We start from the raw sequence: 18,361 nt of genomic DNA, 5'->3' as shown, positions 1-18,361 counted from the left end.
AGGTGTCAAAACTTTAGAAAGCTCTTTTAAATTAGTTAGCCGAAACTTTAGCAGCATTGTTTTGCAACATCATTCTCGTTGCCAAAATGTGTTCGCAAGGTCCTTTTTTAAGTTTATTGCTTAGATAAAAAGCGCATTCGCAAGTACCTTCAATTAAACGCTGGTCTTTATCAATCAAAGCCAACGTACTAAAAGTTTCATTTTTAGTTTTCACTTTGCCTTTTATTTCAAGTGTATCATTTTCTATTTTAGTGGCAATTTTCACAAGGTCTTTCGCTATAAATTCGTTCGCAATTTTTTCTTGTTCGCTACCAAAACGCAAAGCAGTAAAATCAAGCGGATCCTGACTGAGCTCTCTTACACGATAAACACCCTGTTTCAAATCGTAAATTACACGTCCAGCCTGTGTGTAAGCCGTTAATGCCGAAGAAACCACGGCAGAGCGGAGTCCGGTTTTTGTTGTTATTTCTGCTGTCGATGCAAACCACGTTTCTTTTAAAGTAGTAAAAACCCGTTGTTTGGTTAGTATATCTACATTACCACGGGGTGCCATTAAGTCGAAATTACCAGCCCTGCTCCAATCATTATTTGTCCAGCCAGACAATCCAAGCGTAAAGGTCATATCGCCCAAATCGGCCATAAAAAAAGAAGGCAGCCCAGATCCCAATAAAACTACTTTAAAGCTTTTCGCAATCGGAATTAAACGTTCTAAAATCATTAACCTTCTTCTGCCCCAGATTCTGATTGTCTTTTCCTCCGAACCCGTATAAATGGAGCGATGGAAAGTTAAGGTTTCATACCAGGGTTCAATAACCAAACGTACTGGTTTGCCCGGTTCTAAAATAAACCGTAAGGCCCGCGGGCCAGCAGTCTCTTTAAAACGGCGTAAGTATTGGCAAAGGCTAAAAACATCCATCGGATGCAATTCGAATGCAGTTGCTGGCAAAGTCATTGCTGCACTTACCTGCAAAAAGCCCCTCACCCACGAATCTGGTAAGTCTATTTTAATTTCCTTGTAAACCTCTTCGTTGGTGGTTTTCGCCTCAAATCCCGATGGATCAATTTTAAATGATGTATCCTTATAGCCTCTTATTTTTTGGAATTCGCCGTATAGTTCTGCCGAATAATCGATGTTGGTTGTACCGCATTTAAATTCATTAATCTCTGTAAACACATTATAGTTACAGCTTAGCTTGCCGTATGAAGATTCATCCTGACTAAAACATTCGAAAAACAACTCATCCGGATGAACCGTAATCACCGGGTCGAGAACAATCCAGGCATCACGGTCATTTTTATACAAATAATCGAAATACCTGCTCTTTGCTTTGTTAAATGGACCGAGTACCCGATCTTTTTCCCGATAAATCTGCTTTAAATCGTTTCTAATTTCTTCTATACGGTTTCTTACCTGCTCAATCTGGAAACCAGCCATGTATTCGCCCAGCCAAAGTTTTTCCTGTTCTTCTGCCCAGGCTTTATATTCGGCTTTATCTTTTGGTTTGTAGCGAAGATCAGAAACAACTACATCGTGTAATGTAGATATTGCTTCACGAAATGCAATTTTCTTATTTAATTTTCCAACAAAAAAAGTTGGATCACGCATCGCATCGGGCACAAAACTCATTGCTGTTTCATTCGCATCATTACTGATGGATGTATTTCCGCTATATTTATAATTGAATAACATGCCTTTCGTTTTTGATGATAAGATGCATATCCAGATCAGGATATTGCGTTTTAATTTTTGTTAAAATATCGATGCAGACAGCTTTATCCTGAATGGTAGATTGTGCTGAAACATCATCCAAAATACTTACTGCCCAAATTGCAGTTTCCAGGCTCTTCGTCGATTCCTCATGTAGGAATTTAAAAATACGGTCCTTGGCCACCCTGCCTTTGTTAACGCGGGTAAGTGCTGAACGGAAGTAGAACGTTAACTCTCGTAGCAAAACTGGCTTATCTTTAGCATACATCGATAAGTAACTACTTACAAAAGTCTGAACATTTACGCTTGGATGTTCACTTAATTTCGTTAAATAATCTAAAGCATGTTCTGCATTAAAAAACCTGGTAATCATTTCCTTGCCAAAGCTTTCAACATCTGGCCGAATTGAATCTACAATCCCGATTAAAGTATCCGGATCCCAATCTGCTTCGGTAAACCCGGTTTTAAAAAAATGAAAAGCATAGGCCCTGGTATCGTCCCATTTCGAATCCAAAAGGTAAAGTGATTGGGTTCTTTCTTCCCGAATTCGGGACACATTTTGCTTAAAATAATTCCAGCTCCATTGGCGAATGGCAAGAATTTCATGACTACCAAAAGAGATAATTTGTCGTAAAGAAAAACGATCCGGGTTACTGTAAACTTTCAGAATTTCATACCCAACCAACTGACTAATCCGGTATTGTGCGTGAATTAGTTTTGTAATCTCTTTTGGTTGTAAGCCACTGCTCCAGTATGGCTTTAGATTTTGCAGTAAAAATTCGCTTAAACTCGTGTGTGCGCCTTCAAACTTCTCTTTACGCATTAAAGCATAAGCAAAATGTGGCACAATAGCATTCCCAATTTCGGGTTGATGAGCAAATAGCTTCCCGATAATTTTAAATACAGCATCCAAAACTTTCTCATCGCCACTATCAATCAGGCTGAGTAATACTTGGATATTTTCAATAACAAAATGGTCAGGATATTGACTTAATAGCTCAATACCACCGTCGCGAACTTCAGGAAATTCGCTAAGCAATAACATTTTTGTTAAAGAGACCGGAATTTCCGTTGGAGAAACCTTTTTAACCTTATTCAGTAGTATTTTCGTCGCCAAAATTTTATTAGCATTCAATTCCGATGTTATTAACTGCTCTACAATATTCCAACTCAATTTTTCCATTTGCATTGCAGCAAACAAACCTAAACGATCAATAGCATTTTTAGCTTGAAGATTGTTGTCGTCTGTATTTTCAAAATGAAGTAGTTCGGTAATGGCTTTACCTAAAATAGCCTGTACCCTATCCTCAGAAAAAAGACATTTCTGCAAGGTTTCATTGATCCAGTTTTTGCTCTCCTCTTCAGCATTGAATAGCACAATCAACAAAAATTCAATATCACTAAAATACAATTCGATATTCCGGCTAACCAGGTCTTGCGCCCAAAGCCTGGCGTTTCTACTATTGCAAGCCAATATTTCGGCAACAAAAACAGGGTTTTGAGCCAGCTTGCTTTCTTCATTTTTCAGTATTTCGAAACCGAACTGATTTGGTAAATCGAACTTGCTATTTAGCAATTGCAAAATCGAACGCTCATCAAAACGCTGAATAATTTCGTTATATTGTGGATGAGCCATTAACCTTTCGTAGGCAAAAAGATGGATGCGACTCATCTCAGCCTGCATTAACAATTGAATGTAAGCCTGGGGCATGGCATCCCAAAGTTCAGGATACAACTCCAAACGAAGTGTACTGTTTACTACTGTTTTAGGAGCAGTATTTTGCTCAACCACGGGTAGAACTGGTGGTGGTGTTACATTTTTCTTACCAAATAAGCTTTTAAAAATATTTTTAGCTGCATCAATTACTGAAACACCGTTATCACTATTAAAACCGGTATTTGGTGTGGCAGCAACCGCTCTAACATTGGCCGCATTGTAATAGTAATCAGGACTAGTTACTGTTCTGCTATCAATTATAAACCTTAAATTAGCTTGCAATTGGCGCTTCGGATCATTCCCAAAAAGGATGGTAGAAAGCAGTAACGATTCCGAACATTCGGGATAATTGACAATTAAATAGGAGTATTGTTTCGTCTTATAATCATACCGTCCGTATTCGCTCAATGGCTTTTCTTCGGCAATAGAATAATCATTTTCCTTATACTGCAATAAAGTATTTACTGCAAGTTTTAAATAGGCTGAAGCATCTTTGCTTGCTCCGGTATTTTTAAGAAATTCGACAGCATTTTTCTGAAAATAGGTTTTGGTGTACTGGGAAAATGCCAGCTTACTATCTTTATTTTTAAGCTCTGCACCTACCCTAACGGTGAGGTCAATAGCGGTTAAATATTGCCTGTAATTAGAATCAAGTGAATATGTTCGCCTAAACATGGCAGGTTGTTTCTCGAAACCATAAAATAAAATAGCCAAAGTAGCTACATCGTTTCTTAATTGCGCTAACTTGTAAATTGCCCGGAGATGTTTAAAAAACGGTGGTTTATATGGGCAGGTTTTCAATACACTATTAAGTATCGGCAACAAGGTTGATTGCACTTTGCCTAATAAATAAAGTGTGGTAAAATAATCTACCTCTTTATCTTTTATATTTTGATCTAAAGTAGCCTTAAGCAAATCTAAATCGTTTATTTCTACAGCATATCTTATTTCTGCAGGTAACTTTTCTAATAACTGATTGCTAATCTTTTGCTGTTCAGCTCCGTTCGCAATAGTTAAAAGCCCCTCAAAAGCCAGGTTTACGATATGACTTTTTTGCTTAACATTATTAGCCAGAGCAGTAAACAGCGGCCCGGCTGTAACCGCATTTAATTTAGTTAACGCATACAGGGCTGCGTAAGTTTGCATTTCATTGCCTCTTGTTGCCAGCTTGATAATAAAAGGAATAGCCTCTTGCAGGTTTAACATGCCGGCCTTCCAAATTACACGACTGGTTTTCCATTCGGTTCTGAAACTGTTTCTACCCACTACAGCATCTTGTAAGCGCTGCAAAATTGCACCATTTAAAGTATCAGGTTCAACGGTATCTAAAGATGGGAGTTCAATAAACACTTCCGTTTCAGTTTGATAACCTTTTTTGCGTTTTTCGTTTTCCAATTCTGCAAAAAGCACTTCAGCATTGGCCAAAGGTAATGCAGCGGGTGTTTTGGTTCCTTCTTTAAGTGTACTTCCTCTCCTACCGTATCTAAAATTCACTAGGAATTCGTTTGCAGAAAGCTCACAAAAATCAATCTCATATACCTTATCAGATTTCCCTTCTTTAAAAAATAATTTACTTTGTTTAATGAGTTTCATATACAAAACATTTAAAGAATATTCCACCAATCGTACTGTTTGGCATCACTTGATGGTTTTATGGGATTTTCCAATTTAACTTCAGGTACTATTTCTGCCACAATAGTTTCGGTTTTAACTTCTACAACCTCTTCCACGATAACCGGATAACCATGTTTAGCAACAATATTTTCAAGCTGAGCTTTAAAAGCTGCAGCCTTACTCTTATTTACCATTTTCACAAAATTGATGTAACCCTCAACGGCATTAATCAGATTTTTGGCATTCCCCCATTTCTGGTCTTTCCATCCGTTCGATTCTATATTGTGGAGAAGTGCTCTAAATTTGCGCAGTCGATCTCGCTGAACATTTAATTTTTCATTTACAACAATGCCGGTAACCTTTTGCAGATTACCTTTTCGCATGATATGCGTTTTCTCGGGGTGCATGGTAAAACCTTCAGCTTCAATTATTTTTTTAAGGAAGAACAATAAACTGGCAATATTTTTTTCGTTTTCTTTCGATGTTGAAAAACTTAAATCATCGGCATATCGGGTATAAATAAAGTTGAATTTTGATGCTAATCCTTTGATTTTCTTATCAAGTTTAAAAGCTATTAAATTGCTAATGGCCGGACTAGCCGGAGAACCTTGTGGTAAAACACGATTTCCTTTTTGCACGTAATAAGATACGCCATCCATTTCTACATGTTCTGTTTCTGCGTAGGTACAAATTAGACCAAACACCGTAGCAAGTTGTTCTGAGTAACCCAATTTATTGAATAACCCCTTTACGCGTTTATAACTAATGCTTGGAAAGAAATCTTTTAGATCGACATTAATAACAATGTCTTTTTCGAGATGTGGTTGCGCATTGCTGATGATGGAGCGTTCTTTGATAAAGCCGTGAACATGGTCATTAATTTCAATATGGTTCAAAATATTCTCCAATACCCAGAGTTGTAAAGCTTTTAGTCTGGATTTTGGTGCCGATATCAGCCTTTTCCCACCTGTTTTTTTAGGAATTTCGAAAGTGTGGTAATGATTTATCCGGGAAACTTTTCTTTGATAGAGCAAATATCTTAAAGTGGATAAATCTACACCGATTGCCGATGCGAAATCAACAATTTGATTAAAAACCGGCAGATTAAATTTCTGCAAAGTTTCAACATCAGATTCTGTTTGGTTTAAGCCACCTGAAACGCCATCGCCCAAATAAATAATCTGCTGTTGTTGAATATTCGCCCAGTTTGCAGCCTGATCTTCTTTCTTTTGTTTGTTTTTTTGCCTGGTTTTTTCTCTTTTTTCTTTTGCCAGTTTCATGCGTGCTTTACGCATTTCCTTCAGCATGGCTTCTTGATTCTGGTATTTACGATCCTGCGCCAAAAGGTTATTCAGCTCCTGGTTTGCAACAAGTTCCCGATGAATTAAAACTTCTGGTAAACCTGGCGTATCAGAAGATTCCCAAAAACCAAGACGCTGCATTTCTTCAAGAATATAACTTTCTTTAGAGGTAGCCCGAATACGGTCGTAGATTTGTTGTCGGCTCAGTTTTTCTGACATTTGGAGCTTTTTTAGTTAAAAAGCCCTGTCTTTTTGATAAAACAGGGCCCGAATTTAAAATCCTTCGTATTTTCATAGGACTATATCAATCAACTCCAGAGAACACGTACCATACGTACGGTTAAACTCGCGGAGTATGGAACCGAAACCGTACGTATGGTACGTGTTCTCCCCATAAAGATTGCAGGTAGTGCCGAGTGTCAAATATTAGTTCATCGATGACGAAACATCACCATTTTCTTATTCAGAAAAAGCAAGGTATTTTTTTAATCCGAGGGCAATATAGAAATAAATATTTCGAATTTGAAACTAATTTTTAAGTTATCTTTAAATTTTATTTTTACAATAAGTAAGGGGTTTTAAAGGAAAGAAATATTAATCCAACAAGATAATTTCATGGTAACAACGAGTTACCTAATTTCACAATTGAGGTATAGAAAAAGCCTCCCCACTTATATTTCAAAGGCATTCATTGCAGTCCGGTTCGTCCTGCTGAACTTGTTTCAGCATCTTTAGTAAATAGATTCTCATCCCGATTTAAAAATCGGGAAAGGGTGACGCCCCTCTTTAATTTAATAATTAAGATTTTACTTTGTGATTTGAGCTATTTTTTCTAAATTGCCTATGCGAAATAATAATAAACAGAATTTTCAACTTAGACAGAGAAGCAATTAAATAAGCAAATCAATTTTTAACAATATTCCTGGGTGAGCGGTTTGGCACCGTATCTAAATTTTCTCTGAAAAGAGTTTATTGTTGTTTCGCAGCACCCAGGATCTTTTTAACAATGTTATGCGAAACAACAATTTTAAAAATCAAAACACACAGCTCCCTGCCCAGGTTGCAGCTGAATCAGCCAAAATGAATGTATTACCTGCCATTTGCGCAGTAAAGGCTACCTTACATCATATTGATGGGAATGTTTCTGAAATCATGATGACTTTGCCACGCTACACCGGATGGGCAGAATTTTTAGAGGATGGGCAAAACTCCATTCGGGAATATGTGTATCAGCTCACCCGGCATTGGATTCAAATCACCCATTTCTTTATAGAAACCGGAACCATCACCACCAACGGCACAATAGCCTCTTGCTTTTTACCACGCCGTTTCGATATCCCTTTAGGCAAATTTTATAAACCGATGGCACCCGGTTCCTGGGTATTAGCCGATCAACACCCGCACCATCCAAAATATACCCAAAAAGGATCGAGCAAAAATTTATCAGCATTAATCGCTATTGCAAACAACAGAAATGATGTTGTTTATCATCAAACAGAAGCTAATACCATTCTTTATGGTATTCCTTTCGAAAGCAAATCGGCCTACTTTGAAAAAGGCGATATTCCTATCGGGCATTTTCAAAAGAACGGAACCAAATATATGGTAATTTACAGCTACGTTACTGATGGAAAGCGAAGTTTTGAGTGAGGTAAACTAAATTTAAGCCCTTACAGATAGTGAGGGCTAACCTTTCCAATACCTGTATTTTAGGTACTCTGGCGTGTAATTAGGAGCCGCTACCGCTTAAAATTAGAAGGAATGCACCACCTATCAATAGATATCTCTTCATGTTAAAAATTGTTTTTTGGTTTTAGGGCATCAACCACTGTCAGAAGAATAGTGGGACGATAAGAAAAGTACGGCCGACTATGTCGATTTTGATGCCAATCCGATAGGGATCAAACGTGAGGTGATGATCACGCGCTGGCGCCTGGAACCCAAAGCTGCAGATGTAGAAAAATACAAAAGAGGAGAACTGGTAGAACCTGAAAAACAGATTATTTTCTACATTGATCCTGCCACCCTTAAAAAGTGGGTTCCTTATTTGATTGCAGGTGTGAACGATTGGCAGGTTGCCTTTGAAAAGGCAGGTTTCAAAAATGCCATCATTGCAAAGGAAGCGCCGAAAGATTCTACCTGGAGCATTGATGATGCCCGCCATAGTGCCATCGTTTATAAACCTTCGGTAATTGCAAATGCCAGCGGACCTAGTGTGCACGATCCGCGTAGTGGCGAGATCCTGGAAACCCATGTGAACTGGTACCATAACGTCATGAGCATTCTTAGTAAATGGTATTTTATCCAGGCCGCAGCGGTAGATCCAAGGGCTAGAAAGAAGTTTGACGATCAGCTCATGGGGGATCTTATTCGTTTTGTTTCCTCGCATGAAGTTGGCCATACTTTGGGCTTGATGCACAACTACGGTTCTTCCTCTACTGTTCCGGTTGAGCTGTTGCGCAACAAGAAATGGGTAGAAGCCAACGGACATACGCCATCAATTATGGATTATGCACGTTTTAACTACGTAGCACAGCCAGAAGATCACATTGGGAAAGCAGGGATTTATCCGAGGATTGGAGAGTACGACAAGTGGGCTATTGAATGGGGCTACAAATGGATGCCCCAGTATACCAAAGCTGAAGATGAACACGGGCCATTGAGTAAAATGATCAGTAAACGTGTGGCTGCAAATCCGAGACTATGGTTTGGAACAGAGGCAGACCCCTCCGATCCGCGTAGCCAGAACGAAGATTTGGGCGACAATGCCATGCTGGCCAGTGAGTATGGCATCAGAAACCTGAAACGCATTTGCCCAATTTGATAGAATGGACAAAAGAGGAAAATGAAGGTTATGGAAATGCAAAAGAAATGTATGCCGAAGTCGCCAGTCAGTACAGACGTTACCTGGGACACGTTGCAAAAAACATCGCCGGGGTTTATACGGATTTAAAGACTGTTGATGAGCCAGGTTTGGTGTATAAAAATGTACCGGCCCAGATTCAAAAGCAGGCCGTTTCCTTTTTGAACCAGCAGTTGTTCCACACACCAACCTGGTTAATTGAGGGTTCCTTATCAGGCAAAATCGCTACCGATCCGACCCGGTTGATATTAAATTATCAAAAAGATATGCTGGGCAGTGTTATGGGAGTCAGCTCATTAAATAAATTGCTCAATGCCACGCTAAGCAAAACCCCAACCTATACCATAGACGAACTTTTTTCTGATATGAAAAAAGGTGTGTGGTCTGAGCTTTATGATGGTCAGCAAATTGACCTTTACCGCCGTAACCTCCAGAAAGCTTATGTGGATAACCTGAAAAAAATGCTGACAGCAACAGCTGCAGGAGGCTACACCGCACAACAAATGCAGCAATACAATATCGTTGATGTGCAGGCGAATGACATTTCTACACTGGTAAAAATGCATTTAACAGAACTCAAAGGCGATATTGAAGCCGTGCTTCCGAAACGTGAGGGTTTGGAGAAATACCACCTGCAGGATATTGTACGGACGATAAACCAGGTGCTGGATCCAGAAAAATAAACAGCGATTTGGAAAGTAAAAAGGGGCAAAAATCTTTAAAAGAATTTTGCCTCTTTTTTGTTCAGGATTTAAATACCAACCTGAGTTCGATTAATGTTTTAAAATTAATGTACTTTATTAGGACGCCCTTGTATATCTGTCATCAACGCGCCGATGTATTCGAAAAATTCTAACCTCTACCATTGACGTTATTTTACAAGTCATTATTAATCAGCACTTAATTGCCTTAGTATTTCCACCCAGCTAGGCCATAGCACGATATCCGCGTTCTACCTAAATCCGGCCTAACAAATTTTTCGGGCTGTACTGCCCAAGCCAACCTACTAACTTCGAAAGAAAAATTTTCAGCCGGTGTTTTTTGTTTCTTTTTGACACCAAAAAGAAAGATCCCTTCGGCGGCGGCGGACCTGTACCGATTTTTCATCGGTAGCCGAGGCAAGACAGCGCCGCAGGACAAGAAAAAACGATTCTACGTCACTCATATTGATTTTATAAATAAATTCCCCCCTCAGGATAACAATTCTCTATTTATGAGGCAGCCTATTTTTTGTTTAGAATTTAAATACGATCATGCTAAGCTTAACACCACTACCGGTACCATCCTTTATTTTCGACCTCCTCAACATGCTAATTGGTTATGCCCAGTTCGGGAAAAAGGAACAAAATGCTTTCAGGAAAACTCCCATTCACTGATTTTACTTTACCTTTAAGCTCTGGATAAAAATCTCCGGTGTAATAAATGATCTCGGCATCGCCAACAGCTTTTAGTTTACCTTTAAGCTCTGGATAAAAGTCTCCTGTATAATAAGTAATATTCGTATCGCCAACAGCCTTAAGTTTACCTTTAATTTCTGGATAGAAGTCTCCGGTGTAATAGGTCACCCCAGTTTTACCTACTGATTTTAGCTTTCCCTTAAGCTCAGGATAAAAATCTCCGGTGTAGTAAATCAAATCTATTGTACCTATTGATTTTATCCTACCTTTAATTTCCGGGTAAAAGTCTCCGGTGTAATAGGTAATATTAGTTTTCCCAAAAGATTTTACATTACCTTTAATTTCCGGATAAAAATCTCCCGTGTAATAGGTGATATCAGTATTGCCAATAGATTTTATCTTACCTTTAATTTCCGGGTAAAAATCTCCGGTGTAATAGGTGACATCAGTATTACCAATAGGCCCTATTCTTCCATTAAGTATAGAAAAGATCCTGTTATAATACTCCTTTTCATTTCGATCTCCCGAAAATTGTGCATTTGCCGGCACTAGCCAGCTGGTGAGTAGTAAGCATATCATACTCCTTACGAAGGGCATCAGAAAATACCCCTTCTTTACTTGTAAACGTTTCATCTGTGTATTGTTTTTGTGTGTAATCAATAATAAGTATTACTAACGGGAAAAGCAAAAAAGGAATCGACCGGATGATGAATTAAATTGAGATTTTCAATATTAAATTCCGGTAATCTCCTGTCGTAATTGATCTGGCCAGGGTGACAGGCAAGCATTCTTAAAGAAGTTACCAGGCTAACGTAAAAAAAGCCGCCTCAACAAATTTGAGACGGCCTAACCTTAATTTACATAAAATGTATTATTTAGCGATGTCTTACAACACGGAGCTGTTCGTGAATTTCACCTTGTAAGGCCATTGGTCATCATTGGCTTCGTTTTCATCCCATGGGTGTGGTGCATAGGTAGTCGGCGCTCCGGTTACTACATACCATAATTTTACAGTACCAGCCGGCACAGTAAAGCTACTCGTTGCGTTGTTGGTCCACATGCCGCTATACCTGCGTTCTCCTGTATTTAAAAGTGCAACATATCCATGGCGCCAACCTGCTCTTGCCGGATTTGCCACCTGATTATACCCGGGCGCATTAACCATACCGGTAAACACGGTTGATACAACCGTACCTGCGGCAGGAACAGTTAAAGGGATAACATTGTAACCAGTAGTGCCTGGAGCACGATTATATGCTACCTGGTAGCTTCCGTCAGTCAGCCTTGTATAGTTCCACGTTTGAGCACCATGGTAATTGGTACCGTAAGTCCGGAGTGAAGGAATATCCCAGGTCACAAATCTTACGGCCTGATCGTAGATTTCTCCATTAAAAGTAGCCACATTAATACCATTAAGCCTCATATATGCCTGGATTGGATCTTCCGGTTGGCGAGACTCACGCCATAATTTTCCGACAAAATCGCGCCCTCTTTTAAATTCCCAATAGTAGAGAATAAAGTAACTGGCATAACGATACCATTCATGGTGAACATGTCGGTGGTAATTATCCTTGTAAACGGTGAAATCGTATGCGGTAAAAACCGTCGAAGGATAGCTCTGGAATCCCTGGAAATTAGCCGTTTGTTCCCAAAATCCGTTACCACCATTGCCACCAAACCCATAGCGGAACCCGCCAACACCCTGGTCAGCAAAAACCTGATATTGGAAACAATGTCCAATCTCATGACCGATGACATGACCAACCGGCTGCATGGTAGCCGGGCTAACCCAAAGGGCACCAATTACGTTATCATAGCCAGAACCAGTAGCCAGCCATTCCGTTTGATAATTGATAAAGATCATCATCTTGTATCTATTCAGCTTAGATGTAGCCAAATTAGCAAAACCTAATTGAGTTACATTTAATTGAAAAAAGCCTTCCGCTTTGCTCAGCAGGTCGGTAATGTTCACCCGATATGCTGCTGGTACAGCGGTCGAATTTGGATCGTTACTGCCATAGGGTTTAGCCCAGAAAACAATAAAGTGATCGGAAGAGCGGGATCTTGACCAACTCCATGTGCTGGCCGAATTATTAAAATCATTCGAACTGAGTTCCTGCGGAATATAGACTTCGGGAGCAGCAGCAGCTGCAACCGCTGCTATTCTGGCCTGATTTTGCGGCTTAGTTAGCGGGGTGGGCTGAATGGAGTTAAATTCCTCTTTACAGCCTGATAACAATACAATGATCAGGAATAATAAAATTTGTTTTTTCATTTTGGTTTTTGGTTGATTAGGTTTATAGATTGATGAAATTTCATCACACAGCGTACTCATCTTTAGAGGGGTGATTCCTTCAGAAGATCAGCAGGCTTTTCGTGAAAAATATTTTTATGATGGGTTAATACTTAAAATAAAAGATTTTACAATACACCTCCACATTCAGAATAAATTGGTAAGGCGTGGGCCCACTTTAATCCGGGGATTATTACAGTGTTGTATAAAAAATATGTAATATTTAATATACACCACAAAAGGCATCCATTCTGATCGGATATTAGCAAAAAGCGGCAAAATATTGATATTAAGCATCCAAATTGTGGCACTTTACAAGCGATCAGGCAGTTTCTCGTTTTTATATGAACCGATTCACATGCTAAACAATTAAGTCAGTCAGGCCGTTTTTAGCCTATGTTTACTTCGAATACTACATTAAATCTTCTTTAACATGCTGATGAATATCACGCAATTGTTTCCGAAACGATTCAGTAGCATCTATATCATATAATTCCGGGTCGGGATAAAGGGTTACTTCCAGGTTTTGAGGCAAGAAAGTAATGCAAGAGTTGAAAATTATAAATGCTTCCGCATTCACAGCGTGAAGCCGTTTTCGGGTTTCCAACTCTATTCTGTGAGCTAACGCTAACTTATACATGATGCTGATTATTAACTGTCTATTTTCTTAAAAGCAATGATTTACCATACTCATAATTCATACGTGCGATGTGCAATACAGAAATCTCCTGTGGGCATTCTACCTCGCATGCTTCGGTGTTGGAACAGTGACCGAAGCCTTCCGAATCCATCTGGTTAACCATATCAACTACCCGGCCTGCTGATTCCGGTTTGCCTTGGGGCAAAAGTACCAAATGGGAAATCTTGGCTGAAGTAAACAGCGCTGCACTCGAATTTTTACAGGTTGCCACACATGCACCACATCCTATGCAGGCAGCTGCATCGAATGCTGCCTCCGCAATTCCATGTGCAACCGGAATGCTGTTTGATTCCGGGGCCTGACCGGTGGAGGCAGAAATATATCCACCCGCCTGGATAATGTGATCAAAGGCGGAACGGTCAATTTTCAGGTCCCTCAATACAGGAAAAGATGCTGCCCTGAAAGGCTCTATATAAACGGTCTGTCCATCTTTAAAACTTCTCATGTGCAACTGACAGGTAGTTGTTCCTTTCAGCGGCCCATGTGCACGGCCGTTGATCATCATGCCACAGGCGCCACAGATACCTTCCCTGCAGTCATGGTCAAATTCAATAACCCGTTCTCCTTTTTGGATTAAACTTTCGTTTAACAGATCCAGCATTTCCAGAAAGGACATGTCCCGGGAGATATTATCAACTTCGTAAGCAACCATATCTCCCTTAGCCAACCTGTGCTCCTGACGCCAGATTTTCAAATGTAATTTCATAACAGACATTTTAACAATTAACTATTTATAACTTCTAACGGTAAGCTTTACGGTTTCAAAAATGAGGGGTTCTTTATGCAATTCCTGTTTCACGCCCTCCCCTTTCCATTCCCAGGCAGAAACGTAACAAAAATCCTCATCGTTGCGCACAGCTTCCCCATCGGCAGTCTGATATTCCTCCCTGAAATGGGCTCCGCATGATTCTTCCCTTTGAAGGGCGTCATAACACATTAGTTCGCCCAGTTCCAGAAAATCGGCAACACGGCCTGCTTTTTCCAACTCTGAATTCACCCGATCATCTCCTGTGATTTTCAGTTCGTGATCGAAGGATTTTTTGAGTGCCCGAAGATCTAGAATAGCCTCTTCCAAACTCTGCCTGGTCCGGGATAGCCCGCATTTATCGTAAAGCAGCTTACCAAGTGTTTTGTGAAAGTGATCGGCGGAAAGATGTCCTTTGAGGTTTAAAAACCTGGAAAGCTGTTCTCTAACCAACTGTTCAGCTGCTGCAAATGCCTGATGATCGGTTGTAATTATTTCAGACTTAAGTTCTCCCGAAAGGTAATTTGGAATGGTGTATGGGGCAATAAAATAGCCATCAACGCAGGACTGAAGCAAAGAATTGGCACCCAGCCTGTTAGCACCATGATCGGAAAAATTGGCCTCACCCAGGGCAAATAGTCCGGGAATAGTGGTCATAAGATCATAATCTACCCAGAGCCCGCCCATAGTGAAGTGTGCAGCGGGCGAAATCAGCATAGGTTCTTTATAGGCATCTACCCCGTTGATCTTATCGTACATCCTGAAAAGATTGCCGTATTTTTCCTCAATCTTATCTCTGCCCTGTTCCTTTATTGCTTTTGAAAAATCAAGGCAAACGGCATTTTTCATTGGCCCAACGCCACAACCGGCATCAATGCGCTCTTTCGCCGCCCTGGAGGAAATATCCCTTGGTGAAAGGTTACCAAAAGCTGGATAACGGCGTTCTAGATAATAATCACGTTCGTCTTCCGGAATATCGTTCAGTACCCGATCATCACCAGCCTTTTTTGGTACCCAGATTCTGCCATCGTTCCGTAGCGATTCTGACATCAGCGTCAACTTAGACTGGGTTTCTCCAATCTGGGGCAAACAGGTTGGATGAAACTGGATCCAGCTCACTCCCGACATATAAGCACCCTTTTTATGGGCCCTCCAGATGGCAGAACTGTTGCAGCCCATCGCCAGTGTAGAAAGATAATATACCTTTCCGTAGCCACCCGTAGCTAAAACTACAGCGTGGGCAGCATGGCGTTCGATCTCCCCGGTTCCGAGGTTGCGGGCAATAATTCCTCTGGCTTTTCCATCGATGAGAACAAGGTCAAGCATTTCATGGCGGGTATACGTTTTCACTTTCCCCTCAGCTACCTGCCTCATCAGGGCCTGATAGGCCCCAATCATGAGTTGTTGCCCCGTCTGCCCGCGCGCATAAAAAGTTCGTGAAACCTGTACGCCTCCAAAAGACCTGTTGCCCAGGTAACCGCCGTACTCCCTGGCGAAAGGCACACCCTGTGCTACAGCCTGATCGATCAGGGCAAGTGAACATTCAGCGAGGCGGTAAACATTGGCTTCCCGCGAGCGGAAATCACCACCTTTAATCGTATCATAGAACATGCGGTAAACGCTGTCGCCATCATTTTTATAATTCTTCGCCGCATTTACCCCGCCCTGTGCAGCAACAGAATGTGCTCTTCGGGCCGAATCCTGGAAGCAAAAAGATTTTACATTGTAGCCCTGCTCGGCAAGCGTAGCTGCACAGGAGGAACCCGCAAGCCCCGTTCCAACAACAATGATGTCGAGTTTTTTGCGGTTTGCAGGATTGATCAGTTTAGAACTGTCTTTATAATTTTTCCATTTATCAGCCAGATTGCCTGCAGGAATTTTAGAATCCATCATCAGAAATTGAAATTAAAATAAATGTAAATTGGAATCTGCATGAAGCCAAAAGTGATTGCGAACGTATATATCCAGCCGAAAACGCGAACTGCTTTTGCATATTTAGGATGATAAAGCCCCACGGTACGAGTGGCACTAAAGAAACCGTGCAACAAATGAAAGCCGAGCGCCAGAAAGGAGATTTCATAGATCAGTACATACCATCCTTGCTGAAACGAACTGACCACAATGGCATATAAATCCTTATTCCCTTTTGCATCCAATGGCAGGTTGCCAAACTTGTATATATACCAATAGTCCTTAAAATGGATGATCAGAAAAACGAGAATTATGGTGCCAAGTACGCCCATATTCCGGCTGTTCCATGAACTTACCTTACTCCGCTTATCATAAACATATTTTGTACCGTTAGCCTTGATGTTTTTTCTCGTGATGACCAGCGCATAAACAGCGTGTCCGATCAGGGAAAGATAAAGTACATAAGATATAAATTTAATCAGGATGTTCCCGGATAACAGGTGTGAATACCAGTTGAACTGTTCTCTGGCCTGCGATTCGGGCAATAACAGCTGTAGGTTTCCCAGCAGATGAATCACCAGAAAGAAGCACAGGAAAAGTCCTGTTGTGGCCATGATCAGTTTGTATATTAAAGTCGTTTGTTTCATATCTTTTATAAAATAATTTTGCTCCGAACCATCGCTACCAAAGACCTATAACCTTCCACCATACCCCGCCAACCAGAAACCAGACCAACAAAAACAGCACACTCATAAAAAAGCCCTGTTTCCACCAGTCCTTAAGATCGACATAGGTACTTCCAAAAAATATCGGTGCAGGACCATGGCCATAATGTGTCAGCGAACCCATCAACGATGCACAGGCGCCTAAAAATATAGCCAGCATAGTTCCAGGTACACCCACGGCAATTCCAACGGCAAGAAATACCGAGTACATAGCCGCTACCTGTGCGGTAGCGCTGGCAAACATATAGTGACAGTAAGAGTATACCAGTATGATGACCGGAAAAGCCAGTTGCCAGCTCAAATGTGCCATTTGCCCGCCCACCAGGTGGCCGAACCAGCCGATGAAGCCAAGTGAATTCAGAAATGAGCCCATCATTACCAGAGAAGAAAACCAGACAATGGTATCCCATGCGCCTTTTTCAGATTTGACATCTTCCCAGGTGAGTACCCCGCACAACAGCAGAATACAGAGACCAATCAGCGCACCGGTTGTGGCATCTATTGCAAACAGGTTTCCAAATATCCAGAGCACCAGAAGAATAATAAAGGTTGCGACCATTAACCATTCCTTTATCGTAATTGGCCCCATCTCCTTTAGCTGTTTGGCTGCTATGGCCGGCGCTTCTTTGGTTTCCTTAAGTTCTGGTGGAAATACTTTATAAAGAAAAAGCGGAACCAAAAGGAAACAGACCAATCCGGGAACCAGTGCTGCAATTGCCCAGCTTCCCCAGGTGATGGTGACACCGAGATCTTTTGCAAACTTTTGCGCCATCGGGTTACTGGCAGTAGCAGTCAGAAACATAACCGAGGTAATCATATTTGCATTGTAACTGCTTAAAGTTAAAAATGCACCGATCTTGCGATGTGTTTCAGGTTTTTCTGGTACTGAGCCCATATTTACCGCAATAGATTTCATGATCGGAAAAATCACACCTCCTGCTCTTGCGGTATTACTGGGAATGGCCGGAGCCAATATCAGATCGGCCGTGTTCAGACCATAAGCCAACCCTAATGGACTTTTACCAAAAATCCTGATAAAACTATAGGCGATCCTGGTACCAAGGCCCGTCTTGATAAAACCTCTTGCAATAAAAAAGGCAAGACCGATGAGCCATATCGTAGAATTACCAAAACCGCTTAATGCATTCTGGATAGATTTAACCGGATCGCCCGGCGCCAATACCTGGGTTCCTGCACAAAGGGTAATGCCAATTATGGCCATTGTACCCATGGATGCAGCTTTAGAAATGATCCCCACAATGGTGGCGACAAAAATAGCCAGCAAATGCCAGGCATTGGGCTTAACCCCATCGGGCACAGGAATAAACCAGATGGCCACGCCAACCACAAGGGTAATAATAAGCGATTTAAAATTGATCTCTTTCAT

At 40.9% G+C, this 18,361-nt stretch carries 11 protein-coding genes and 1 pseudogene; 2 read left to right on the top strand and 10 right to left on the bottom strand.

Annotation, left to right across the window (positions count from 1 at the left end; genetic code table 11):
- Nucleotides 1-31 precede the first annotated feature (31 nt).
- Genes FFJ24_RS04740 through FFJ24_RS04730 form a run of 3 tightly spaced genes read right to left on the bottom strand, consistent with a single transcriptional unit; the run spans nucleotide 32 to nucleotide 6,559 of the window.
- A complete protein-coding gene (locus tag FFJ24_RS04740) occupies nucleotides 32-1,690 on the bottom strand; it encodes an SWIM zinc finger family protein (protein WP_138823032.1) in 1,659 nt (552 codons plus the stop codon).
- The gene (locus FFJ24_RS04735) at nucleotides 1,674-5,018 is read right to left on the bottom strand and encodes a hypothetical protein (RefSeq protein WP_138823030.1); all 3,345 of its coding nucleotides are present in this window, start codon (nucleotides 5,016-5,018) and stop codon (nucleotides 1,674-1,676) included. The genes FFJ24_RS04740 and FFJ24_RS04735 overlap by 17 nt, the downstream gene beginning before the upstream one ends.
- A gap of 11 nt (nucleotides 5,019-5,029) precedes the next feature.
- The gene (locus tag FFJ24_RS04730) at nucleotides 5,030-6,559 is read right to left on the bottom strand and encodes a retron St85 family RNA-directed DNA polymerase (protein ID WP_138823028.1); all 1,530 of its coding nucleotides are present in this window, start codon (nucleotides 6,557-6,559) and stop codon (nucleotides 5,030-5,032) included.
- A 792-nt stretch (nucleotides 6,560-7,351) separates the two neighbouring features.
- On the opposite strand from FFJ24_RS04730, the gene FFJ24_RS04725 reads away from it, so the two are divergent.
- Together FFJ24_RS04725 and FFJ24_RS26725 are read left to right on the top strand one after the other, a co-directional pair.
- Nucleotides 7,352-7,990, top strand: coding sequence for a hypothetical protein (locus FFJ24_RS04725; RefSeq protein WP_138823026.1), 639 nt, complete (start codon nucleotides 7,352-7,354; stop codon nucleotides 7,988-7,990).
- Nucleotides 7,991-8,255: 265 nt separating this feature from the next.
- A pseudogene (locus FFJ24_RS26725) lies at nucleotides 8,256-9,886 on the top strand (zinc-dependent metalloprotease).
- Nucleotides 9,887-10,513: 627 nt separating this feature from the next.
- On the opposite strand, the gene FFJ24_RS04715 reads toward FFJ24_RS26725, so the two are convergent.
- From FFJ24_RS04715 to FFJ24_RS04685, 7 genes are all read right to left on the bottom strand, one after another.
- Complete coding sequence (locus FFJ24_RS04715) at nucleotides 10,514-11,233, bottom strand: hypothetical protein (RefSeq protein WP_138823024.1); 720 nt, start codon at nucleotides 11,231-11,233, stop codon at nucleotides 10,514-10,516.
- A gap of 253 nt (nucleotides 11,234-11,486) precedes the next feature.
- Nucleotides 11,487-12,875: a DUF6055 domain-containing protein gene (locus FFJ24_RS04710; RefSeq protein WP_138823023.1), complete on the bottom strand. Its 1,389-nt coding sequence runs from the start codon at nucleotides 12,873-12,875 to the stop codon at nucleotides 11,487-11,489.
- Nucleotides 12,876-13,305: 430 nt separating this feature from the next.
- Nucleotides 13,306-13,533, bottom strand: coding sequence for a hypothetical protein (locus tag FFJ24_RS04705; protein WP_138823021.1), 228 nt, complete (start codon nucleotides 13,531-13,533; stop codon nucleotides 13,306-13,308).
- 19 nt (nucleotides 13,534-13,552) lie between these two features.
- On the bottom strand, nucleotides 13,553-14,299 hold the full coding sequence (locus tag FFJ24_RS04700; RefSeq protein WP_138823019.1) for a succinate dehydrogenase/fumarate reductase iron-sulfur subunit: 747 nt from the start codon (nucleotides 14,297-14,299) through the stop codon (nucleotides 13,553-13,555).
- Between the two features lie 21 nt (nucleotides 14,300-14,320).
- Nucleotides 14,321-16,231 (bottom strand): fumarate reductase/succinate dehydrogenase flavoprotein subunit, encoded by a 1,911-nt coding sequence (locus FFJ24_RS04695; protein WP_210419461.1) that lies wholly within the window; start codon nucleotides 16,229-16,231, stop codon nucleotides 14,321-14,323.
- Nucleotides 16,231-16,896: a succinate dehydrogenase cytochrome b subunit gene (locus FFJ24_RS04690; protein WP_210419460.1), complete on the bottom strand. Its 666-nt coding sequence runs from the start codon at nucleotides 16,894-16,896 to the stop codon at nucleotides 16,231-16,233. The genes FFJ24_RS04695 and FFJ24_RS04690 overlap by 1 nt, the downstream gene beginning before the upstream one ends.
- A gap of 34 nt (nucleotides 16,897-16,930) precedes the next feature.
- The gene (locus tag FFJ24_RS04685; protein ID WP_138823015.1) at nucleotides 16,931-18,361 is read right to left on the bottom strand and encodes an anion permease; all 1,431 of its coding nucleotides are present in this window, start codon (nucleotides 18,359-18,361) and stop codon (nucleotides 16,931-16,933) included.

The sequence above is a fragment of the Pedobacter sp. KBS0701 genome, from assembly GCF_005938645.2.
Lineage (GTDB): Bacteria > Bacteroidota > Bacteroidia > Sphingobacteriales > Sphingobacteriaceae > Pedobacter.
The sequence above is the reverse complement of the archived record's forward strand: the minus strand, read 5'-3'. Positions and strand labels throughout refer to the sequence as shown.